This is a genomic window from Moraxella sp. CTOTU47616 (assembly GCF_032017465.1).
Classification (GTDB): Bacteria; Pseudomonadota; Gammaproteobacteria; order Pseudomonadales; family Moraxellaceae; genus Faucicola; species Faucicola tetraodonis.
In genome coordinates, this window is the sequence record NZ_DALZPU010000009.1 from 22,738 (window position 1) to 46,530 (window position 23,793).

Consider the following 23,793-nt stretch of genomic DNA (forward strand, 5'->3'; position numbering starts at 1 on the left):
CGTTATTTCTCCTTACTCGCACTTGCCGCAACGCCACTTGCAGCGGTAGCACTGGCGATGTCGGTTTGCTTAACCATGGTTGTTACCACAAAAGTCACGTAATTGGCTTCTGGTAATGTTGCGCTGGTACTGCTAGCACTGATGTTACCAGCAGCAGGTGCGGGTGTGGGGGCTTGATAAGCCACCGCATTGGGCTGCTGTATACTGACCACAGCCGATTTTTCTAACCACTGCGTCCCATCAAGACTGCGCATAAATGTCGAAATCACATTCGGGTTGTCGGCTTGACCGGTAAAGGTGATGGTATCAGCTTCACGCTTCATACTGGTTAAATACATTTGTGCGGGGATAATTCTGGCAATATCTTCCCAAATACGGACAGGGACAGGGCGACGGCCTTGCAAGTCTTGAATCACTTTCATACGCGCGATGATATCATCACGCTGCTGCTCAAGGGTTGCGATTTCTTTTAACGCCTTGTCTAAATTAGCGTTTTCTTGTTTGATGCGTTCATTAGCAAGCTGCTGGTTTTCTAGGGTGTTTTTATAGTAACTCCATGCCGCAAAGGCACCAAGTAGTGATAATAATAATACCGCAACCACTAAAGTCATAAACTCACGGTTTCTTTGTTCACGAAGTTCTTGACGCCAAGGAAGTAAGTTAATCTTTGCCATTAATCAAAACTCCGTAACGCCAAGCCACAAGCTGCTATTAAGCTTGGCGCGTCCATAATCAGTAATTCAGTGTTGATATGGTTATTAATCGTCATATTTGAAAATGCATTGGCAATACCTGTGCGGGTACCAAGTTTTTGTTCAACCATGCTCGCTAGACCCGCAATGCTGGCACTACCACCGCCCAACAAAATATAGTCTACTTGGCTATTTTGGCTTGATGAAAAATAAAACTGCAGCGAGCGGGTGATTTGCTGCACAATGTCATCTAAAAATGGCATTAATACATCAGTATAGTAATCATCCGGCAATGACAGGGTGCGCTTATTAATCATCGCCTCCTCGAACGTCAAACCATAACGATTTTGAATACTTTCAGTTAACTGGGCGCCGCCAAAAAGTTGTTCACGGCTGTATACAAACTCCCCGTCCTTTGCAATATAAAGCGTGGTTTGGCTGTGCCCGATATCAATAAGGGCTATATGCTGAGGTTGACCTGGCAAGCTATCGACCATCAATTGAAAGGCGCGTTCAACTGCGTAAGACTCCACATCCACAATTTTAGTATCCAGCCCCGCCAAAGCACCCGCGTCGACACGTTGGTCAACGTTTTCAGTGCGAGAGGCAACTAACAATACCTTACACATATCAGGCGTAGCTGAAGGGCCAATCACTTCAAAATCTAAATTAACTTCTGATAAAGGATAGGGAATATATTGGTCAGCATCTAGACGTATAAGGGATTCTCGTTCAAGCTCTGTGAGATCCGCTTCCATCTCAATGATTTTGCTAATAACCGAAGAGCTTGCTACGGCTGTCGCGATATGTTTACTGGAAAAACCTCTGCTACGAGATAATCTTGCGAGGGCGTCACTGACCGCTTCAATATCTACAATATTTTTATCAACAACAGCACCGCGAGGTAACGGTTCAATGCCGTAATTTCTTAAATGAAATAGACCTTGCTGCCGTGTTATTTCAACCATTTTGATCGCAGTGGTAGTGATATCTACCCCAACGACTAGCTTGTTGTTTTTTGTAAATAACCTCACAAGTTTGTTCCTTGTATACTAAGTTCAGTAACGTGATTTTTACTACGCTACAATACTTTAGAAATTTATTTGATTCAACCATTAGTTGTCACTAATTTATTGGGTGGTTTAAAAACAAGCGAAAAGCAAAATAGATTTTTCACAGAACTCAAATTTTTTTAGGTATAATAAAGCTTTATTTTGCTTTGAGCTAATGACTTTATGACCCAGTCGACTGCTGCTACCTTTACTTGGATGAAATTTTTACTCAATCTTTTGGTTGCAATTTTAGCGTTTCTTTTTATTTTGGTATTAGCTTTCCCCATCGGTTTTTACGGTATGGCGATGTATATATCACCTAGCCTACCAAGCTTAGATGACCTTAAAAAAGCCAAGCTGTCAATGCCACTACAAATCTATACCGAGGATAACCAATTAATTGGTCAATACGGTAATGATATGTCTTTGCCAGTGAGTTATGAGCAAATTCCCAAAAATATGGTTAATGCTTTTTTAGCGGCCGAAGATTCGTCATTTTTTCAGCACAGTGGTATCAGTATTAAGGGTATTGGGCGCGCACTGACCGAAGCGGTTAGCGACGACGATAGCCAAACAGGTGGGTCGACGATTACCCAACAGGTTGCCAAAAATTATTTTTTATCCTCCGAACGTACCCTTAATCGTAAATTAACGGAGTTATTTTTAGCCCGCAAAATTGAAGAAAAGCTGTCTAAACAAGACATCATGACCTTATATGTTAATAAAATTTATTTGGGTCAAGGTGCCTATGGGATTAAAGCTGCCGCTAAACAATATTATAGTAAATCATTGAATAACCTAACCATTGCAGAAATGGCAATGATTGCCGGTCTGCCAAAAGCACCATCAAAATACAATCCTGTTGCTAATCCTGAGCGCGCGTTAGAGCGGCGCAACTGGATTTTGGGTCAGATGCTTAAAAATGGCGCAATTAGCCAAGTGCAACACGACGAAGCGGTTGCCGCACCCATTGGACTGCGCCTATACCAAGCTAAACTTGATAAAAACTTACCGTATTTGGCGGAAATGACCCGTGCCTCATTGGTGGAACAATATGGCGAAGCTGTCATCAATTCGGGCTGGCGCGTGAAGCTTACCATTAATAGCGAAGCACAAGAAATTGCAGAAAACGCCATTAAACGCGGTTTATTTGCGTATGATCGCCGCCACGGTTGGCGTGGCGCCCCTGCTAATACAAAAGATAAAGAAAAACCTGGCAAGCTTGCCAATTTCCCGGTTATCCATTCTTTTTATCCGGTTGAAGTCACCAAAGTCTATCCTGGCAATGGCTTTGATGCGGTCATGAAAGACGGTACTCAAATTAAAGTGCCTTGGTCAAACATGCGCTGGGCGACACTGCACTACCGTAATCCAAACTCAGCATTTATCTCCAACAATATCGTCAACCTGCATGATATTGTGTATGTCACATCAAATGCTGACAACACCAGCTGGAGCTTGGTGCAAATTCCAGCCGTTGAAGGTAGCCTAGTATCGGTCAATCCAGAAACTGGCGCGTTACTTGCGGTCGTTGGTGGCTTTGATTTTAATAAAAGTAAATTTAACCGCGCGATTCAAGGTTATCGCCAACCAGGCTCAACCATCAAGCCATTAGTCTATACCACTGCCCTAGAAAAAGGCTTTAGCCCAGATACCATGATATCTGATGATCCATTGACCGTCGGCTCATGGAAACCCAAGAACTCAGATGGTCGCAATTTGGGGATGATTCCACTGCGTAAAGGTTTATACCTATCACGTAACTTAGTATCGATTCGGGTACTACGTTCAGCGGGTATCTCTGATACGCGTGAGCTACTCAATGAGTTTGGGTTGGAAAAAGAACGCATGCCAAACACGTTATCATTGGCGCTCGGGTCTGGTGAAGCGACCCCATTACAGATGGCTACGGGCTATGCGACCTTTGCCAACGGCGGTCACCGTATTCAACCTTATTTTATTCAGCAAATTTTTGACTACAACGGTAAGCTGCAATACCAAGCCAATCCAAAACAAGCCTGTGCGGTATGCTTTAACAATGATTTACAGCAAACCAATGAAGACAACCTAACCGCCTTCCAAGAACAACGAGCGGCTTTGTTAAGTGGTCAGAATGATGACGCTGAAGCAGGCGATAAAGCGACTGAAAAATCGGATTTATTCAACGCAAACCCACTTGCTAAAACCAAAGAACCAGAAAATTTAGACAAACAAGATAAGAAAAAACTCAGCAAAGAAGAAGCGGCATTAGAAGCTAGCACTCAGCAAATGCTAGCACGCCAAGCGTCGCTTGAAGCGCAATTATATGATGCAGGTCCCGACACTGATAAGCTAAAACCCATGCCTATCCAGTATATTCCAGCACAGCAAGCGCCGCGTATTATTTCTTCTAACGTGGCATTCCAAATGGCCAATATCTTACGTGATGTCATCCAGCGCGGTACTGCGATTAAGGCGCGGGCGCTAGGTCGCTCAGATGTAGGTGGCAAGACAGGTACTACCAATGATGCCAAAGATGCGTGGTTTGCTGGTATCCACCCTAGAATGGTGACGACAGTTTGGGTCGGTTTTGACCAACCGATCGGTATGGGTAAAAAAGAATTTGGTGGCGTGGCGGCGCTACCCATTTGGATGGATTTCACCTCTAAAATGCTCAAAGGTCAACCTGTAGAATGGGTGTCAGTGAATAATCGCGCCAAATCTAAAAAACAAGAGCAGGAAACCATTGAGCTTACTGACAATGGTACTAGACGCATCGATAGCAAGGGCAATGAAATCAACAGTGATGACAGTAAACCCCCGCAAGCGGTTACCCAAAAACGCCCTGAGGAACAAGCATCGGTGCCGATGCCAACAACGGGTAACAATATCAACTACGCTCAGTTAAATAACAATAAACCAATGAACGAATGAGTCGTTAATAAACTTTAGTTAATAAAGCCTAATAAAAAAGCTCGATTAGTAATCGAGCTTTTTTTATGATCTTTGATAAGTATTAAGGGGATAAGCACCTAGTTGATAAATAATAATTTTGATTAAACGATTAAAACTCAATCATCCCTTCTCGCAAACTATCAATGGTATCCACCAAATCGCCACGCCATTGTCGAATCATATCGACTGAAATATTGGTACTTGATGGACTTGCCATAACATCAATCACTGGCAGTTTAGCATTTTTGTTGCTTTCATCGCTCTCATTTCCCAGGTTTGGTGGCACAGGTTTATAGATAATTTGCTGCCATGCTTTTTCGATATCGCCCAAATAATCATTAGCTAATAGTTGCTTTAACCGCATGACTTCAGGTGATACTTGGGTTTTAGCCTCCAAGGCATCACTAATTGATTGCAGACTCGGGTTTGGCATAGTTAAATTATAATAGCGCGCTACTTCTTGTAAAAATGCCAAATAGCCGCCGTACAAATGCATGAGCGCGCTTTCAATATGTGCTTCCTGTAATTGCCCTTTTGGCGTCTGTTCAGCTTGCTGACAATAAATTCGGCAAAAATACATTTTTTGATTGGTTCTATCTGCTTGATAACGTGCAACACGACCTGCCATATTTTTTCCTTAGAGATTTGATACGGATATTTTGATGAAAAAAAAGGCCAGTTGCAAGCACTGACCTTTTTATGACTGATTAATGATTATTTTGCATCTTGGCTATTAAACTCTTCGGCAAATTGGTCTTCAAATGACATTGACGCAGGTTCCATGGTTTCGGCAAACAAGGTGTCTAACGCTTCTAACTGGTTTTCACCAGCCTCTGTCGCGGTTGTTTTACCACTCTCTAGACGCTGTGCATGGTAAGCTAAACCAGTACCTGATGGTACCAAACGACCGACTACCACGTTTTCTTTTAGACCACGTAAGTCGTCAATCTTGCCAGTAACCGCTGCCGCCGTCAATACACGCGTTGTCTCTTGGAATGACGCCGCTGAAATAAAGCTTTCAGTTGCCAATGAGGCTTTGGTGATACCGAGCAATAAACGGTCAAACTTGACTGGGAATTTGTTTTCTTCGTCGAGTTTTTTGTTCGTGGCTACGATATCAGCGTATTCAGCTTGGTCGCCTTTAAAGTGATTTGAGTCACCGCCATCGGTAATTTCAACTTTACGTAGCATCTGACGAATAATCACTTCAATATGCTTGTCGTTAATTTTTACCCCTTGTAAACGGTAAACGTCTTGTACTTCATTGACGATGTAGTTGGCAAGCTCAGTTTCACCTTTTAAGCGTAAGATATCGTGTGGGTTTTGTGGACCATCGGCAATCACCTCACCACGCTCAACACGTTCACCCTCAAATACGTTGATTTGACGCCATTTCGGAATCAACTCTTCATGCACTTCGCCATCATCATTGGTAATGATAAAGCGGTTTTTACCTTTGGTGTCTTTACCAAAGCTTACTGTACCACTCATTTCCGCCATAATCGCATGGTCTTTTGGACGACGCGCTTCAAATAAGTCAGCAACACGTGGTAGACCACCGGTAATATCTTTGGTACCTGATGATTCTTGTGGTACACGACCTAAAATCGAACCTGTTGTTACTTCATCGCCTTCACGCACACGAATGATGGTTTGCTGTGGTAAGAAGTACACCACTTCTTTACCCTCTTTGGTATCAAGGATAATCGCAGGACGTAAATCTTTACCCGAGCTTGGGCGGTCTTTAGTTGCCAAGATTTCGTATGAGCTCATACCTGTTGCTTCATCGATTTTCATGGTAGCGGTTAAGCCATCGGTGATTTCGCTAAAGCGTGCGGTACCTGATACCTCGGTAATGATTGGATGGGTATGCGGATCCCATTTACCAATGGTTTGACCTGGGGTAACTTCGGTGCCATCAGCCACTAGAATTGACGAACCATACGGTGCTTTATAGCGCTCACGCTCACGGCCTAATTCATCAGTAATACTAATTTCTGCAGAGCGAGAAACTACCACCAAATGACCGTCGGCATGGCTTACAGATTTCAAGTTTTGGAAGCGAACAGTACCGCCTTTATTAACCTGAATGCTATTTTCCACGGCTGCGGCACTCGCGGCACCACCCACGTGGAAGGTACGCATGGTTAGCTGAGTACCTGGCTCACCGATTGATTGCGCTGCCATAACACCCACAGACTCACCAATATTGACGCGGTGACCACGTGCTAAGTCACGACCATAACATTGTGAACAGACGCCATGTGGCACTTCACAAGTAATCACTGAACGCACCCAAACTTCGTCAATACCATGTTCATCAAGCACTTTTACCCAATGCTCATCGAGCAAGGTACCCGATGGGATGGCTAATTCGCCTGTTTTATTTGACATCACATCTTTAGCAGTGACTCGGCCCAGCACTCGGTCAGCCAATTGCTCAATGATTTCACCACCTTCAATGTGTGGCTTCATCAAGATACCTTTATCGGTACCACAATCAGGCTGGGTGATAACCAAATCTTGCGCAACGTCAACCAAGCGACGGGTTAAGTAACCTGAGTTTGCGGTTTTTAGTGCGGTATCGGCTAGACCTTTACGGGCACCGTGCGTCGAGATAAAGTACTGTAAAACGCTTAAGCCTTCACGGAAGTTGGCTTTAATGGGGGTTTCAATAATCGAGCCGTCTGGTTTTGCCATTAGACCACGCATACCTGCCAACTGACGAATCTGTGCGGCACTACCACGCGCCCCTGAATCCGACATGATATAAATCGAGTTAAACGATTTTTCTTTTTCCGTTTCACCTTGGCTGTTGACAACGGTATCTTGTGATAGGTTATCCATCATCGCTTTGGCGATTTGGTCATTGGTACGTGACCAAATATCAATGACTTTGTTATAACGTTCACCCGCGGTCACGAAGCCTTGTTCAAACTGGCTTTCAATCTCACGAACTTCTGCATCAGCCGCTTCGATGATTTTATTTTTGGTAGGTGGAATGAGCATATCTTCCATACCAATGGATACACCTGACAACGTCGCTTGGGCAAAACCCAAATACATCAATTGGTCAGCAAACATGACGCTGTCTTTCACGCCCATTTTGCGGTAGCAAGAATTGATAAGGCGAGCGATGTTTTTCTTAGTCATCTCTTTGTTGACTTCTTCAAAGCTCATACCTTTTGGGGTAATATTCCAAATCAAACAGCGACCCGCAACGGTATCAACCATTTTGGTAAGGGTATTGGCATTGCCTTCTTCGTCATACGTGGTTTCTTCAATACGTACTTTAATTTTGGCATTGACGCTTAAATCACCGGTACCTAGCGCGCGATACACTTCTTTCACGTTTGAGAAAGTCATGTTTTCGCCTTTGGCATTGATGTGCGAACGGCTGATGTAATACAAACCCAATACAACGTCTTGTGATGGCGTGATGATTGGCTCACCATTGGCAGGTGACAAGATGTTGTTGGTTGACATCATCAAGGCACGGGCTTCAAGCTGGGCTTCTAGGGTTAACGGTACGTGTACCGCCATTTGGTCACCATCAAAGTCGGCGTTGAACGCGCTACAAACTAGCGGATGTAGCTGAATCGCTTTACCTTCAATCAGTACAGGCTCAAATGCTTGCAAACCCAAACGATGGAGGGTCGGTGCACGGTTTAGTAGCACTGGGTGCTCACGAATCACGCTGGCAAGCATATCCCACACTGCCGGTTCTTCACGCTCAACCATTTTCTTAGCAGCTTTGATAGTGGTCGCGATGCCATTTTGTAAAAGTTTGGCATAAGTAAAGGGTTTGAACAGTTCAAGTGCCATTTTTTTAGGCAAGCCACATTGGTGTAGACGCAGGTATGGACCCACGGTAATGACCGAACGACCTGAATAGTCAACACGTTTACCGAGTAAGTTTTGACGGAAACGGCCTTGTTTACCTTTAATCATATCGGCTAAAGATTTCAAAGGACGTTTGTTGCTACCTGTAATCGCACGACCGCGGCGACCGTTGTCAAGCAGCGCATCCACTGACTCTTGCAGCATACGTTTTTCGTTACGCACGATGATGTCAGGCGCATTGAGTTCCAACAAGCGTTTTAAACGGTTGTTACGGTTAATGACGCGGCGATATAAATCATTTAAGTCTGAAGTGGCAAAACGCCCCCCTTCAAGCGGTACCAATGGACGCAAATCGGGTGGCAATACAGGTAATACGGTCATTACCATCCATTCTGGCTTATTGTTTGAATCACGGAATGACTCAAGCAATTTCAGGCGTTTTGACATTTTTTTAAGTTTGGTTTCTGAACCTGTATTAGGAATTTCTTCACGTAACTGGTCGATTTCCAAATCCACGTCAATATCACGCAGCAAGTCTTGCACCGCTTCAGCACCCATTTTTGCGGTGAATTCATCACCAAACTCTTCAAGCGCTTTGAAGTAATCTTCATCATCGAGCAACTGGTATTTTTCAAGGGTAGTTAAACCTGCGTCAGTCACTACATAGCTTTCAAAATACAATACGCGCTCGATATCACGCAAAGTCATATCAAGTAGTAGACCAATACGGCTTGGTAATGATTTTAAGAACCAAATATGGGCGACTGGACTTGCTAGCTCAATGTGACCCATACGCTCGCGGCGTACTTTGGCAGCGGTCACTTCAACGCCACATTTTTCACAGATCACGCCTTGGAATTTACGGCGTTTGTATTTACCACACAAGCATTCGTAGTCTTTAACAGGTCCAAAAATTTTGGCACAAAAAAGACCATCACGTTCTGGTTTGAAAGTACGATAGTTGATGGTTTCAGGCTTTTTAACTTCCCCATGCGACCAAGATTTGATGGTGTCAGGTGAGGCAAGAGAAATTTGAATGCTGTCGAACTCTTGGTTACCAGAGTCGGCAGGGCTTTTCATGATGTCTAATAAGTCTTTCAAACTGCTTCTCCATCGATTAAATTGAAGGTCGCTACAGATTGACTTTCAATTTAAGGTTAATTTTTATTCGTTTGTCATTAAAAAGGTAAACTATTGAGTTTGAGTATGGTGACGTTTAAAGCCGCCATACTCACAATCATGACTTAGTTTTTACTTTTGCTATGATCTTTTAACTCAATATTGATACCCAATGACTTAATCTCTTTGGTCAATACGTTGAACGATTCTGGCATACCAGCTGACATGTTCTGTTCACCATCGACGATGTTTTTGTACATGCGGGTACGACCTTCCACGTCATCGGATTTCACCGTCAACATCTCTTGCAATGTATAAGCAGCACCGTAAGCTTCAAGTGCCCAAACTTCCATCTCACCGAAGCGCTGACCACCAAACTGGGCTTTACCACCCAATGGCTGCTGGGTAACCAGTGAGTAAGAACCCGTTGAACGTGCGTGCATTTTGTCGTCAACCAAGTGGTTGAGTTTGAGCATGTACATGTAACCTACGGTCACCGGACGATCAAATTGTTGACCGGTACGACCATCAAACAATACTTGTTGACCTGAGGTTGGCATACCCGCTAATTCTAGCAAGCCTTTGATTTGCTGTTCTTTAGCGCCATCAAATACTGCGGTACCCATTGGTACGCCCGCACGTAGATTTTTTGACATCGCAATGATTTCTTCATCACTGATGCTGCCTAAGTCCACTTGCTCGCCGCCAATTTGGTTGTAGATTTTGTCTAAGAAATCACGTAACTCAGCAACTGCCGCTTGTTGTTTGATCATCTCATCAATCTTGATGCCCAAACCACGTGCTGCACCGCCTAAGTGAGTTTCTAGAATCTGACCGACGTTCATCCGCGATGGTACACCGAGTGGGTTTAGTACCACATCCACTGGGTTGCCGTTTTCATCATATGGCATGTCTTCAATCGGCATGATACGTGATACCACCCCTTTGTTACCATGACGACCCGCCATTTTGTCACCTGGCTGAATACGACGTTTTACTGCCAAATACACTTTGACGATTTTTTGCACACCATGCGTTAAGTCATCACCTGCCGTTAATTTGCGTTTTTTCTCAGTGAATTTTTCATCGATTTCTTTTTGTTTATCGGTTAAAAAGTCACCAATTTGTGATAAACGCTCTGCGGTATCTTCTTGGGTTGGCTGAATATCCAGCAATGTTTCAAGTGACATGTCTTGCATTGAGTCTTCACTCAATACCGTACCTGATTTTAAGCCCGCGCCACCACTGACAGTCTGACCGTCAAGCAATGAAATAATGCGACCGCGTGCGGCGTTTTCAAAGATACGCAATTCTTCTTTTAAGTCTTTACGATAGCTATCAAGCTGGGCTTTTTCGATAGCTTGCGCACGGCTGTCTTTTTCTACACCATCACGGGTAAAGACTTGGACGTCAATCACCGTACCTTTGGTAGAAGAAGGCACTCGCAACGACGTATCTTTAACGTCCGCGGCTTTTTCACCAAAAATTGCACGAAGTAGTTTTTCTTCAGGGGTGAGCTGCGTTTCACCTTTTGGTGTCACTTTACCCACCAAGATATCGCCACCTTGTACTTCCGCACCAATATAGACGATACCTGCTTCATCCAAATTAGCTAGGGCTGCTTCACCCACGTTTGGAATATCGCCAGTGATTTCTTCCGTACCCAATTTGGTATCACGCGCCACACAGGTTAATTCTTGGATATGGATGGTGGTAAAACGATCTTCTTTAACCACACGCTCCGATAACAAAATCGAGTCTTCGAAGTTATAACCGTTCCAAGGCATAAACGCCACACGCATGTTTTGACCCAATGCCAACTCACCCAAATCGGTTGATGGACCATCTGCCAAGATATCCCCGCGCGCAATGACATCACCTTGGTTGACGATAATGCGTTGGTTAATACAGGTATTTTGGTTTGAACGGGTGTATTTGATTAAGTTGTAGATATCAATACCCGCTTCGCCCGCTTGCATTTCATCTTCATTCACTTTTACAACGACACGGCTCGCATCCACGTCCATAATGACGCCGCCACGTTTGGCAGTCACACACACACCGGAGTCACGGGCAACGTGACGTTCCATACCCGTTCCAACCAGTGGTTTATCCGACCGTAAAGTGGGTACCGCTTGGCGCTGCATGTTTGAACCCATCAAGGCACGGTTGGCATCATCATGTTCCAAGAATGGAATCAAACTTGCTGCCACAGACACAACCTGACGCGGTGATACGTCCATATGGGTCACTTTCTCTGGTGCCATACGTACAAATTCACCATAGTTACGCACAGAGACATAATCTTCTGTCAATTGACCGCTTTCATCAATCGGCGAATCCGCTTGTGCAATCACAGTACCCACTTCTTCAATCGCTGATAAATACTCGATTTCATCCGTTACTTTACCGTCGACTACTTTACGATACGGAGTTTCTAAGAAACCAAATTCATTGGTTTTAGCATAAACAGCTAGTGAGTTGATTAGACCGATGTTTGGACCCTCAGGGGTTTCAATCGGACACACACGACCATAATGGGTTTGGTGTACGTCACGGACTTCAAAGCCTGCACGTTCACGTGTTAAACCACCTGGACCTAATGCAGAAACACGACGCTTATGGGTGATTTCTGACAACGGGTTGTTTTGGTCCATGAATTGTGACAATTGTGATGAACCAAAGAACTCTTTAATGGCGGCTGCCACAGGTTTTGAGTTGATCAAATCTTGTGGTGATAAGTTATCTGTTTCAGCTGAGCTTAAACGCTCTTTAACAGCACGCTCAACACGGACTAGACCCACGCGAAATTGATTTTCTGTCATCTCACCGACTGAACGGACACGGCGGTTACCTAAATGGTCAATATCGTCCACTACCCCACGACCATCACGAATTTCAATCAACATTTTTAATACGTCAATAATATCTTCGTTGGTCAACACACTGCGTTCACGCTGCACATCAGGGTCATTGGTTGGCTCATAGGCACGGCCCAAACGACGGTTGAACTTCATGCGACCGACATTTGATAAATCATAGCGGTCTGCGTTAAAAAACATCGATTCAAACAGTTTTTCAGCCGTATCGAGTGTTGGTGGTTCACCTGGACGCATCACTTTGTATATTTCAATCAACGCTTCTTCACGGCTCATCGCAGTATCCGCGCGCAGTGTATCGGCGATGTATGAACCATGATCGATATCGTTAGTGAATAAGATATCAAATTCTTTAATACCGTTATTGCTGATTTTGACCAAAGTCTCGTGGTCAAGCAATTGGTTAGCGCGTGCAATGACTTCATCATCCACAACGATATCTTGTGCCAAAATACGTTCATACAGGTATTCATCAGGCACAGGCAATTTAGTCATACCGGCTTGTTCGATTTTACGAATCGCGCGCGCGTTGATACGTTTGCCCTGTTCGACAATCACTTCGCCATCAGGTGAAACGATTTCAAACTGCGCCATTTCACCGCGTAAACGGTCAGTGACAAGATCGATTTCAAATTGCTCATCACCTTTATAGACGTGGGTTTTTTCATAAAACGCATCTAAAATTTGCTGTGTATTCATCCCAATGGCATGCAAAATCACTGTTGCCAATAATTTACGACGACGGTCAATACGAGCAAACACCAAGTCTTTGGCATCAAATTCAAAGTCTAACCATGAACCACGGTAAGGAATAATACGGGCGTTATACAACACTTTACCACTTGAATGTGATTTGCCTTTGTCATGGTCAAAGAATACCCCTGGTGAACGGTGTAACTGCGATACGATGACACGCTCAGTACCATTAATCACAAAAGTACCGTTTTCGGTCATCAATGGGATTTCACCCATATAGACGCTTTGTTCACGGATATCTTTAATTGCCGCTTTGGCATCTTTGTCTTTGACATCTTTGTCTTTGATGACCAAACGGATTTTGACACGTAATGGCGCTGCATAGGTTGAACCACGTAAAATACATTCGCGCACATCAAACTCTGGTGCACCTAGATAGTATTCAACAAATTGTAGCTCGGCATTGCCAGTATGGCTTTCAATAGGGAAAATAGAATTAAAAGCGGCTTGTAAACCAATGTTTTCCCGACCTTTTGGCTTTTTATTTTCTTGCAAAAATTGCTCATACGAGTCAACTTGGATGGCCAATAAGTATGGCACGTCCATGACGGTGGGCAACTTTGCAAAACTTTTACGAATGCGTTTTTTTTCAGTATACGAGTATGCCATTAAAAGTCCTTAAACATTCAAAGCGTTAATGCCTACCCATCTATCAATACTTCAGTGCACTGATACTGCTGTGCACTGATAAAGCCACAAATCACCACATTTCCTGTTAGGAAATTAAGTTTTTTGCGCATTTATTAACGATGGAATCTATTTTTAAAAGATTTGATGACCCAATCCCTACAGTCTTAGGTCACCAACTTAAATCCAATTTCCTAACGGAAATCTTAAAACCTTGCTCAATCAGCGGATAAGTTAATCATCACAGGATGCATAACCCAATCAGCGATATAATATAAAATCGATACAAACAAAAACTGTAGAGACGACAAAAAGCCAAACACCTTTGGGGTATTTAGCTCAAGTTTTTTTACGCATTACCAGACTTTCTAACTTGCATGGAACAATTCTGTCCTTGGTGCGTGTGCCATCTTATATTCAATCAGACACGAAAGGTCAAGAGAATGATTATAATAAAAAAAAGCCATTATTGCAAGTGCAATAATGGCTTTTTGAAGTTTAGAAAACTTAGGTGCGAGAATTATTTCAATTCTACTGATGCGCCTGCTTCTTCTAATTTTTTCTTCAATTCTTCAGCTTCAGCTTTCGCTACGCCTTCTTTAACAGTTTGTGGTGCGCCTTCAACTAGGTCTTTAGCTTCTTTTAAGCCCAAGCCAGTGATTTCGCGAACTGCTTTAATAACAGCTACTTTCTTGTCGCCAGCGCCAGTTAATACGACGTTGAAGTCGTCTTTTTCTTCTGCTGCAGGTGCGTCACCGGCTGCTGCAGGTGCTGCTGCTAGTGCAGCGGCTGATACGCCAAATTTTTCTTCCATTGCAGAGATAAGATCTACAATTTCCATTACTGATTTTTCAGCGATTGCATCAAGAATTTCTTGGTTAGTTAATGCCATGATGTGTATTCCTAAATAAGTGAATTTGGTTTAAAAAATGCTAAGCGTAGGTGAGTTTGCTTAAATAAATTAAGCTGCTTCGCCTTCACCTTGCATTTTGTCGCGTAATGCTGCCAAAGTACGAACAAATTTGCCTGCAGCGGCTTCTTTCATCGTACCCATTAAGCGCGCAATCGCTTCGTCGTAAGTTGGTAAGCTTGCTAAACGATCGATATCTTTAGCAGCGATAAACTCGCCTTCAAAAGCTGCGCCTTTAATTTCAAACTTATCGTTTGTTTTAGCAAATTCTTTGAACAAACGTGCCGCAGCACCTGGATGTTCAGTTGAGAATGCGATAAGTGTTGGACCTACAAATACGTCATTTAACACAGTGTAGTTAGTGTCTTCTAAGGCACGACGTAATAAAGTATTACGCACGATACGCATATCAACACCCGCTGCACGAGCTTCTTTACGTAGCTGGGTCATTTTACCTACTGTCACGCCACGAGCATCGGCAACAACAGCAGAAAGGGCACCTTTGGCAGATTCACTTACTTCAGCAACAATCGCTTGTTTGTCTTGAAGATTTAATGCCATGGGTTGTCTCCATATTATCAGTTTCCTAGTTATGATTAACTTAGGGCACCAATAAACTTAGTTAATATAATAAGTTAAATTACAACTTATTATCACTCCGATACGGTGGCAGTCAATGATAAATTAAACTGCCATCCCGTCTGCGTAGGCTGTGAAAAACTTTCACAATTAAACTATTTACGATTAAACCAATAGAATTATGATTAAACCAATAGAACCTACGGTCTTAGACAGCACAACCCGTTTGTGCTGAACTAAATTTATAATATGTTAAAAATTCACCATTAAGCTTTAAAGCTTAGGCATTACGATAAGGAACTGCATCTAAGTTGATGCCAGGACCCATCGTGCTTGATAGGGTGATTTTTTTGATATAAATACCTTTTGAGGTCGCAGGTTTTGCTTTTTTCAAATCAGCGATTAATGCAGACGCATTTTGCTCGATTTGTTCAGCGCTAAAGCCTACTTGACCAATTGTAGTATGGATAATACCCGCTTTATCAACACGGTAAGTTGCCTGACCCGCTTTGGTGTTTTTAACCGCTTCAGCAACGTTAGGGGTAACTGTACCTACTTTAGGGTTTGGCATTAAACCACGTGGACCTAAAATTGTACCTAATTGACCAACAACGCGCATTGCATCAGGCGACGCAATCACAACATCAAAGTCCATGTTACCTGCTTTGATGCTTTCTGCTAGGTCTTCAAAACCTACGATATCAGCACCCGCTTCTTTTGCTGCATCAGCTGCTGCACCTTGTGCAAACACGGCAACACGTTTGGTTTTACCGGTACCTGCAGGTAGGTTAGTAGCACCACGAACCACTTGGTCAGATTTACGTGGGTCAACGCCTAGATTGATAGCAATATCGATTGACTCTTTGAATTTTGCAGGTGGTAATTTATTTAGGATTTCCACCGCTTCAGCCAATGTGTATTGTTTGTTCGCATCATAGCTTTCAGCGATTGCTTTTTGACGTTTAGTTAATTTAGCCATTTACACGCCCTCCACGTCAATACCCATTGAGCGAGCAGTACCCGCCAATGTGCGAACCGCAGCTTCTAAGTCAGCAGCAGTTAAGTCAGCATTTTTAGTGTTAGCAATTTCTTCTAACTGTGCACGGTCAACTTTACCTACTTTAGTTTTGTTCGGTACGCCTGAACCTTTAGCAGCACCTGCAGCTTTGCGAATTAAGAACGCCGCTGGTGGTGACTTCATGATGAAGGTGAACGATTTGTCGTTGTAAACCGTGATTTCAACGGGAACAGGTAGACCTGGTTCCATGCTAGAAGTAGCTGCGTTGAACTCTTTACAGAATGCCATGATGTTCACACCTTTTTGACCCAATGCTGGACCGATAGGTGGTGATGGATTAGCTTTACCAGCTGGCACTTGTAGTTTGATGTAACCATCAATCTTTTTAGCCATGATAGACTCCTGTTATGGGTAATAGCGCTAGACTCCCACTCATCGAATGGCTATCTGGCTCCCCGGGTGATATTGTCAATCTTGCAGACAACAGAAAAAATAAAGTGCCATATTATAAGCGAATTTTTACTTAGGTAAAGCAAAAATTGCTAAATTTGGCACTTAGTTACAATTTTATTAGTAGATTCAAATTAAAAATTAGTTAATTTTTTCTACTTGCTTAAATTCTAACTCAACCGGTGTTGGACGGTTAAAGACATTGACAGTCAACTGTAAGCGTGATTTTTCGTAATCCACTTTTTCCACCAAGCCTCTAAACTCGGTAAACGGACCATCGATAACCAATACTTCTTCACCTGGCTCAAATAAGGTTTTTGGACGCGGTTTATTTTCGTTGGTATTTAAACGATTCAAAATGGTATCGGCTTCTTTTGGGGTAATCGGCGCAGGATTTTCTGGCGTACCGCCAATAAAACCCATCACACGTGGACAGTCTTTAACTAAGTGCCATGTGTTGTCGTTCATATCCATTTCAATCAATACGTAACCTGGGAAGAATTTACGCTCAGATTTGCGTTTTTTGCCATCCCGCATTTCGATAACTTCTTCGGTTGGGACGAGTACTTGACCAAACGATTCTTTGTATTCGCTGCGATTGATACGTTCAATCAATGAACGCTGCACTTGTTTTTCAAAGCCTGAAAATGCTTGTACGATATACCAACGCATGGATAATCTTCCTCTAATTCATTGCTAAACACATCGCCTACTATACCAAATATGAGCAATGCAGGTAAAATATTGATATTGCTAGATAGATAAAAACCCACAGATGTGGGTCAAATAAAAGGGTTTGGCTAAATTTTTGCTATTGACCAATGACGTATTGAATCAACTGGCTAAATACGGTATCTAATAACCACACGATAAAGGCTAATATCCCAGCCACTACCGCAACTTGCCAAGTATATTCAAGGGTTTCTTGTTTGGTCGGCCAAGTCACACGGCGTAATTCAACGCGGGAATCTTGCAAAAGTGTCTTAAAAGCACTGCCTTGGTTGGTCAATGCCAGTGCCAATAATGCAGCAATGATTAGTCCAGCAATAACAGCCACGCGCGTCCATAAACTGCTAGCGGGTTGCCAATATGCGGGTAAATATTGATTGACTAAAGTTGCGCTGATTAATGCGACAAAAGCAAAAATCCACAGGGCAAAATCTTTAGGGGAGTGTCGTTTGGCAATCTCAATAGCAGCAGGTTCGTGGACAACCACTTTTTCACCAGACATCCTTTTGCCATTGAGCTCTGCTAGTTTGTTCTCTAGCATTTGTTTCATAAGGCTGCCCTGTCTATCATTAAAACGTATTTTATTATTAGAATACAGCGTACACGCTAACCTAACTAAAATGTGGCAGGCGATGAGGGACTCGAACCCCCAACATTCGGTTTTGGAGACCGACGCTCTACCAATTGAACTAATCGCCTATGTTGAGTTTGAGTATTATAGCGAGTTTTTTTTTGAATGCAACACTTTCTACAGTTTTTTGCGATTTTAATCTTAACCTAGTATCGCTAAGATTTTGCGGCGTAAATGTGCAGCATCCGGCATGGCTTCCCCATCGATTCGTAATATCGAAATGCCTGCGCTCAACAGCGCTTTGTCTTTTTTTTCATCTTGCTGCTGACGGCGGCGAGTATTGTGCGTCCAGTCGTCTAATTCAATTGCCAATAGTACGGTTTGCTTGTCTTGATCGACCAGCACATAGTCAACACTCATACGGCAAATACGATTAAACCAAAAGCCTTGGTCAGTATCGTCATCGTCATTTGGCATGATAATACGTGATAGCTGTACTTGCCCAAAAATAATCAGCTCAGGCACGGCTTGCTGCAAGCGATTAAAAAATATCACTTCGGTCGGTGTCATAATCGGCATCGGCTCAAACGGCCATACCGCTAATTCATCTCCCCGAACTGGCTTAATAACCTCTTCACGGCTACTACCACTACTACGAAATGCAAATACTAACAGGATAAACACCACAAACGCTAACACTAAAAAAATTGTCACACTAACCACACACTCATATCTATAGGATAATTACCACAAGGGAGCATTATTCCTCTATTGGGTGATTTTCACAAGCACATAGACAAACAATGCGACACAAAATGTCGCATTGTTTGGGTTGTTTGGCCTTGTTTGCATAGTTTGGCTTCAAAAGGTTAAATAGGCTTACCAGTAAAGCACCCAGCCACTATTGACATCCACGCGGCTATCGTTATTGAGCTTGTCTTTGAGCGCCAAGGCAGCGACTTTGCCTTTTTCTGGACCTACGACAATACGTACCCCTTTGCTCGTTTGGGTGGTTTTGACTTTGTAGCCTGCCGCTTGTAATTTTTGGGTGATTTCACTGGCTTTTTTTTGGTCGGTTGCCAATGCAACTTGTACCCCAAACGTACCTTTAACATCCGTTTGTTTCACCGTCTGACGCGCCTGCCTTAAATTGTCTTGTGCCGCTTGGAATGCTTGTTTTTTCTGGGCTTGTTGCTGAGCTTCTAATTTTTTTTGGGCGATTTCTTGTTGACGTTTTTGCTCTTTTAACTGCTCTCTTAACTGGGCTTCTTGCTTTTTACGAGCGATTTCTTGCTGTTTTTGCTGCTCTTTTTGCGCGGCTTCTTGTTTTTTACGGGCGACTTCTTGCTGCTGCTGCAGTAGCGCCTGTTGCTTTTTTTGTTCAGCTTCTTGCTTTTTGCGAGCAATCTCATTTTGACGTTGTTGCTCTCGCGCTTGAGTTTGTTGGGTAATACGGTTAACTTGTGCCGCAGTCGGGATGGTGATAGTTTGCCCGACACGTAAGTTGCTGGTGGTGTTGAGATTATTGACGCTTGCCAATACCTCGACTGGCACATTGTAGCGACGTGATAACCCTATCAACCCCTCGCCTGCCTTGACTTGATAGGCACCAGTATTGTTAGGGGTGGTTTTTGCCACGGGCTGTGGCTGTGCGACGACGGGTGCTGCCACTGTGGGCGTTGGCGTAGCTGCTTGTACTTTAGTTTGCGCAGCGCTTTGGCTCTGTGCAGTATTTTGTGCGCTATTGGGTACTGCAGCTTGCGTTTGTGGTGGCGCGGCGACCGTGTCAACGGGTCGGGGCTTTACCACAGGTTGGGTAATCGCGGTCACTGAGCTGGCAACCACCGAATTGGTATTGGCGGCATTTTTGTTGGCATACAGTTGATTTTCAGCACGGCTACGCGCTAAAGCTTTGGCTTCAATCCGCTGTTGCTCGGTCATGTATTGCTGGGCTTGTTGTTCTTGCGCAGCGACTCGTTGCTCCCGTTCTTTTTGTTTTTGTGCCAGCAAATTTTTTTCGGTTGCGACATCCGCAGTGAGTGGCTCGTTGCTGATTGCCGATTGTTTATCTGTCGTGGGTTTAGCGATAACTTGTTGGCTATTGGCTGCAGGTTTGGCAGGCGCGTTTAAGACTTGGTGCATAGTGGCATATAACAACACGCTACCGCCTAACAATACCGTTGTACCCAATAATGCTTGCTTAGAAAATTTCATGCCAATTACCCTAGTTTATGTGTCTTGATAAATGATTTTTTCAACCTATAAAAATCAATGAATTTTGACTAATCATAGCAAAATTCGCGTGAGCAGTTTTTACCATTGTTGAGATATTAACTGAAAATTTTGAAAAGTAAAATCATTTGACGCACAAATTCGTTATTCACTCAGTGATTGGCTGGTCAGTACACCGCTGATGGTATAAAAAGAACCACACACCAAAATTAGGTCATTATCTTGGCTTCGGTCAATCACCGATTGGGTCGCTAAACTCAAATCCTCAAAAACACATACAGAATTAAAATAGCGCGGTAACAGCTCAGTTAAGCGCTCTTGGCTACTCGCTCTAGGGTGAGATATAACGCCGCTGTGAACACTATCAATCGGCATAACCGTCTGGGAAAATTGCTGTAGACGGGCGAGTACAGGCTCGATGTCTTTATCAGCGAGCATGGATATGACCAAATGCAATTTGGCGGTTGGATGCTGGCGTTGGTAAGCATGTACATACGGCGTGAACTGCTTGAGCAAAAACTGCATCCCATGGTCATTGTGGGCAACATCAAATACCCATTGGCGAGCTGACATGCGTCTGCTGTCAAAACGCCCTGCCAATTTTACCTTCGGTAACGCAGCTTGAATGTGGTCTTGGGTTATGGTCAATGGGCTGGCTAGGAGGGCGGTGATAGCCGTTGCGGTATTGTGCAAAGACAAATTGGGGATAGGCAACGATAAAGTCACCGCGCTATTGCTATATTGCCATGTCGCTCCACCCTTAGTATGGCGGTAGCCGTAATCTTTGCCATACTGTAGCAAATGGGCATGGTGCTGTGCAATCAAGGGCGCGATGGTTGATGGCATATCAGTTTCGCCGTACACTAATGTCAGGTTATCACGCAAAATACCGGCTTTTTCTACGGCTATTTTTTCACGGGTGTCGCCGAGCCATTCGACATGGTCGATACCCACATTGGTAATGACCGCAAGGTTTGGATCGATGACATTGACGACATCGAGGCGACCGCCTAACCCCACTTCCAATACCCAGACATCACAGTGGTTTTGGGCAAAAATCAAAAAAGCGGCAAGCGTCGTCATTTCAAAAAATGACAGCGTCAAGCCACAATCAAACCTCGCCTGCTCGATTTTGGTAAACGCATCAATCAAAGTTTGGTCATCGACCATTTTTCCATTGATTCTGACACGCTCGTTAAACACCAGTAAATGCGGCGATTGATACAAAGCGGTTTTATAGCCTGCTTGTTGACAAATCTCGGCAATAGTGGCGGTGGTTGAACCTTTGCCATTGGTGCCTGCCACGGTAAACACAAAGGCATCGGTTTGCTTTATACCCAATGCTTGAAATACGGGTATCACCCGCTCAAGCCCCATATCAATCGCAGACACATGGATGCCTTGCATGTAGTTTAGCCACTCGGTTAACGAGCTTGAAACGCTAGGCGGCAATGGGGATGATGAGAGTGCGGGTGGTAAGCTTGACTGTTGCATGGATAAAACCGTGATAATAATGAATTAGTGAGCCTGACGAAAATAGGTCATTTTTTTGAGTAAGCGATGAATCGTTTCTTTCATTTGCAGACGATGGACGACTTGATCGACCACACCATGCTCTACCAAAAACTCAGCGCGCTGGAAAGGCTCACCCAGCACTTCGCGAACGGTTTGTTCAATCACCCGTTTGCCCGCAAAACCAATCATGGCTTTGGGCTCCGCCAAATGGATATCGCCTAACATCGCGAGCGATGCCGTCACACCACCATACACAGGATTGGTCAGTACTACAATATAAGGAATATTGGCGTGTTTGAGTTTTTCAATCGCTGCGGCAGTACGCGCCATCTGCATGAGTGATAACAAGCCCTCTTGCATACGGGCGCCACCCGATGCGGCAAAACACACCAGCGGGATTTGTTCTTTGAGCGCCGTCTCGGCAGCGAGCACGAATCGATCGCCTACCACAGAGCCCATTGAGCCACCCATAAAAGCAAAATCAAACGCACAGGCAACTACGGGTAGCCGCTGGAGTTTGCCTTTCATGACGATAAGTGCTTCGGTTTCGCCCGTCTTGGCTTGCGCTTCGCTCATCCGTGTTGGGTAAGGTTTGCTATCGACAAAGTCTAAGGGATTGCCTGCTTGGTACTGCTGACCCAGCTCGTCATCCACTTGGTCAAAAAACCAGTTCAGACGCGTGCGGGCGGTCATGCTAAGATGTTCGTCACACGATGGGCATACGTAATTATTAAAAATCAGCACTGTATTGGTGATGATTGAATTACAGTTGGGACATTGAGTCGATGGTTCGGTCTCAACCGCCGTCAGTATTTGCTTGGCACGCGGCTTGATGGTGGGTAATGGGCGTTTTAACCAAGTTTCTTCCAATGTCTGTCCCATCGGTTGAGGCTTCATATCAGTGCTCATAATAAGTCCCTATTAACAGTGCAATTTAAGAGTGCTATTGAATAGTAGTTGTTTGAGTGTACAAGTACAAACTCATTTTATAATGCGTATGCTAACTGATTTTAGCAATAAATGAAATGATTAACCTCAAATACCTCAAACCATTCTATCACTCAAGACTGTCAATCGCTTCTCTTAGCTCATCCATTTTATCCAAGATGGCTTTTTTGGCATGGGCGATTTTTTGTTCATCGTTGCCCACATCCGCAAAGTTTTTCACCAGCTCACTACCGACAATCACGCCATCCGCATATTGTCCGACTGCTTTTGCCGATGCACCATCACGAATACCAAAACCAACACACACAGGTAAAGCAGTTTGTGCTTTAATCGCTTGCACGTGCTCGCCCACATCTTGGGCATCCAATGCTTTTGAGCCTGTTACACCTTTGACCGATACATAATAGATAAAACCACCGCCATGTTTTAGCACTTGCTCACGGCGTTCTGGCAAGGTGGTTGGCGCAAGTAAAAAGATTTCGTTCATTGCTGAATTGGCGAGTTTTTGGGTAAAATCGCCCGCTTCTTGTGGTGGTAAATCAACCATCAAAACACCGTCAATCCCAGCATCTTGACAAAGGCTGATAAACTTGTCATAACCGATGATTTCAATCGGATTCAGATAGCCCATAACTAGCACTGGCGTGGTGGTGTTGGTTTTACGAAACGCTTTTACCATCTCAATCGCTTGGCGGGTACTGGTGCCACCTGCCAATGCGCGCTCGCCTGCTAGGGCGATAGTCTCACCGTCTGCCATGGGGTCAGAAAATGGCAAGCCAACTTCGATGACGTCTGCGCCGTGGTCAACGAGTTCATGCAGTAAGCTGACGGTAACAGTTGGGTTTGGGTCGCCTGCCATCACATAAGGAATTAAAGCTTTTTTGTTTTGCTCTCGCAATGTGTTAAAGGTGGTTTCAATTCGGGTCATAGGTTTTCCTA

Annotated in this window: 17 protein-coding genes and 1 tRNA gene; 1 reads left to right on the top strand and 17 read right to left on the bottom strand. The window is 44.0% G+C overall.

From position 1 onward, the window contains the following. Positions 1-2 precede the first annotated feature (2 nt). Together RTS10_RS09770 and RTS10_RS09775 are read right to left on the bottom strand one after the other, a co-directional pair. Positions 3-674, bottom strand: coding sequence for a PilN domain-containing protein (locus RTS10_RS09770; protein ID WP_050324001.1), 672 nt, complete (start codon positions 672-674; stop codon positions 3-5). Next, positions 674-1,726: a pilus assembly protein PilM gene (locus RTS10_RS09775; RefSeq protein WP_312540149.1), complete on the bottom strand. Its 1,053-nt coding sequence runs from the start codon at positions 1,724-1,726 to the stop codon at positions 674-676. Before RTS10_RS09775 ends, RTS10_RS09770 begins: the two co-directional genes overlap by 1 nt. Before the next feature lie 201 nt (positions 1,727-1,927). Between RTS10_RS09775 and RTS10_RS09780 the strand changes: the two genes are divergently transcribed. Further along, entirely contained in the window at positions 1,928-4,657 is a 2,730-nt protein-coding gene (locus RTS10_RS09780; RefSeq protein ID WP_312540151.1) for a penicillin-binding protein 1A, read from the top strand. Between the two features lie 130 nt (positions 4,658-4,787). Here the strand turns inward: RTS10_RS09780 and RTS10_RS09785 are convergent, their stop codons facing one another. The 15 genes from RTS10_RS09785 to trpA form a co-directional block, all read right to left on the bottom strand. After that, positions 4,788-5,306 (bottom strand): DUF6586 family protein, encoded by a 519-nt coding sequence (locus RTS10_RS09785; RefSeq protein ID WP_284034326.1) that lies wholly within the window; start codon positions 5,304-5,306, stop codon positions 4,788-4,790. 86 nt (positions 5,307-5,392) lie between these two features. Continuing rightward, the gene (gene rpoC, locus RTS10_RS09790; RefSeq protein ID WP_312540152.1) at positions 5,393-9,622 is read right to left on the bottom strand and encodes a DNA-directed RNA polymerase subunit beta'; all 4,230 of its coding nucleotides are present in this window, start codon (positions 9,620-9,622) and stop codon (positions 5,393-5,395) included. A 143-nt stretch (positions 9,623-9,765) separates the two neighbouring features. Then, positions 9,766-13,884, bottom strand: coding sequence for a DNA-directed RNA polymerase subunit beta (gene rpoB, locus RTS10_RS09795; RefSeq protein ID WP_312522117.1), 4,119 nt, complete (start codon positions 13,882-13,884; stop codon positions 9,766-9,768). Positions 13,885-14,422: 538 nt separating this feature from the next. Next, entirely contained in the window at positions 14,423-14,794 is a 372-nt protein-coding gene (rplL, locus tag RTS10_RS09800; RefSeq protein WP_036597696.1) for a 50S ribosomal protein L7/L12, read from the bottom strand. 69 nt (positions 14,795-14,863) lie between these two features. Next, complete coding sequence (gene rplJ, locus RTS10_RS09805) at positions 14,864-15,373, bottom strand: 50S ribosomal protein L10 (RefSeq protein WP_007116396.1); 510 nt, start codon at positions 15,371-15,373, stop codon at positions 14,864-14,866. Between the two features lie 298 nt (positions 15,374-15,671). Beyond that, positions 15,672-16,370 (bottom strand): 50S ribosomal protein L1, encoded by a 699-nt coding sequence (gene rplA, locus RTS10_RS09810; RefSeq protein WP_036597694.1) that lies wholly within the window; start codon positions 16,368-16,370, stop codon positions 15,672-15,674. Then, positions 16,371-16,802: a 50S ribosomal protein L11 gene (rplK, locus tag RTS10_RS09815; RefSeq protein ID WP_036597691.1), complete on the bottom strand. Its 432-nt coding sequence runs from the start codon at positions 16,800-16,802 to the stop codon at positions 16,371-16,373. It abuts the gene before it with no gap. Positions 16,803-17,000: 198 nt separating this feature from the next. Continuing rightward, positions 17,001-17,531 carry a transcription termination/antitermination protein NusG gene (gene nusG, locus RTS10_RS09820; RefSeq protein WP_007116399.1) on the bottom strand — a complete coding sequence of 177 codons (531 nt, stop codon included), beginning with the start codon at positions 17,529-17,531 and terminating at the stop codon, positions 17,001-17,003. 139 nt (positions 17,532-17,670) lie between these two features. Next, positions 17,671-18,138, bottom strand: a complete 468-nt coding sequence (gene secE / locus RTS10_RS09825) for a preprotein translocase subunit SecE (RefSeq protein WP_138018876.1) — start codon at positions 18,136-18,138, stop codon at positions 17,671-17,673. A gap of 73 nt (positions 18,139-18,211) precedes the next feature. Then, positions 18,212-18,287 (bottom strand) — tRNA-Trp (locus RTS10_RS09830). A gap of 73 nt (positions 18,288-18,360) precedes the next feature. Next, positions 18,361-18,873 carry a DUF2726 domain-containing protein gene (locus RTS10_RS09835; RefSeq protein WP_312540154.1) on the bottom strand — a complete coding sequence of 171 codons (513 nt, stop codon included), beginning with the start codon at positions 18,871-18,873 and terminating at the stop codon, positions 18,361-18,363. 165 nt (positions 18,874-19,038) lie between these two features. Next, positions 19,039-20,373: an SPOR and LysM peptidoglycan-binding domain-containing protein gene (locus RTS10_RS09840; protein WP_312540156.1), complete on the bottom strand. Its 1,335-nt coding sequence runs from the start codon at positions 20,371-20,373 to the stop codon at positions 19,039-19,041. 162 nt (positions 20,374-20,535) lie between these two features. Continuing rightward, positions 20,536-21,885, bottom strand: a complete 1,350-nt coding sequence (gene folC / locus RTS10_RS09845; protein WP_312540157.1) for a bifunctional tetrahydrofolate synthase/dihydrofolate synthase — start codon at positions 21,883-21,885, stop codon at positions 20,536-20,538. A 24-nt stretch (positions 21,886-21,909) separates the two neighbouring features. Then, positions 21,910-22,815, bottom strand: a complete 906-nt coding sequence (gene accD, locus RTS10_RS09850; RefSeq protein WP_007116404.1) for an acetyl-CoA carboxylase, carboxyltransferase subunit beta — start codon at positions 22,813-22,815, stop codon at positions 21,910-21,912. 148 nt (positions 22,816-22,963) lie between these two features. Then, positions 22,964-23,782, bottom strand: coding sequence for a tryptophan synthase subunit alpha (gene trpA / locus RTS10_RS09855; RefSeq protein WP_312535808.1), 819 nt, complete (start codon positions 23,780-23,782; stop codon positions 22,964-22,966). Positions 23,783-23,793 lie beyond the last annotated feature (11 nt).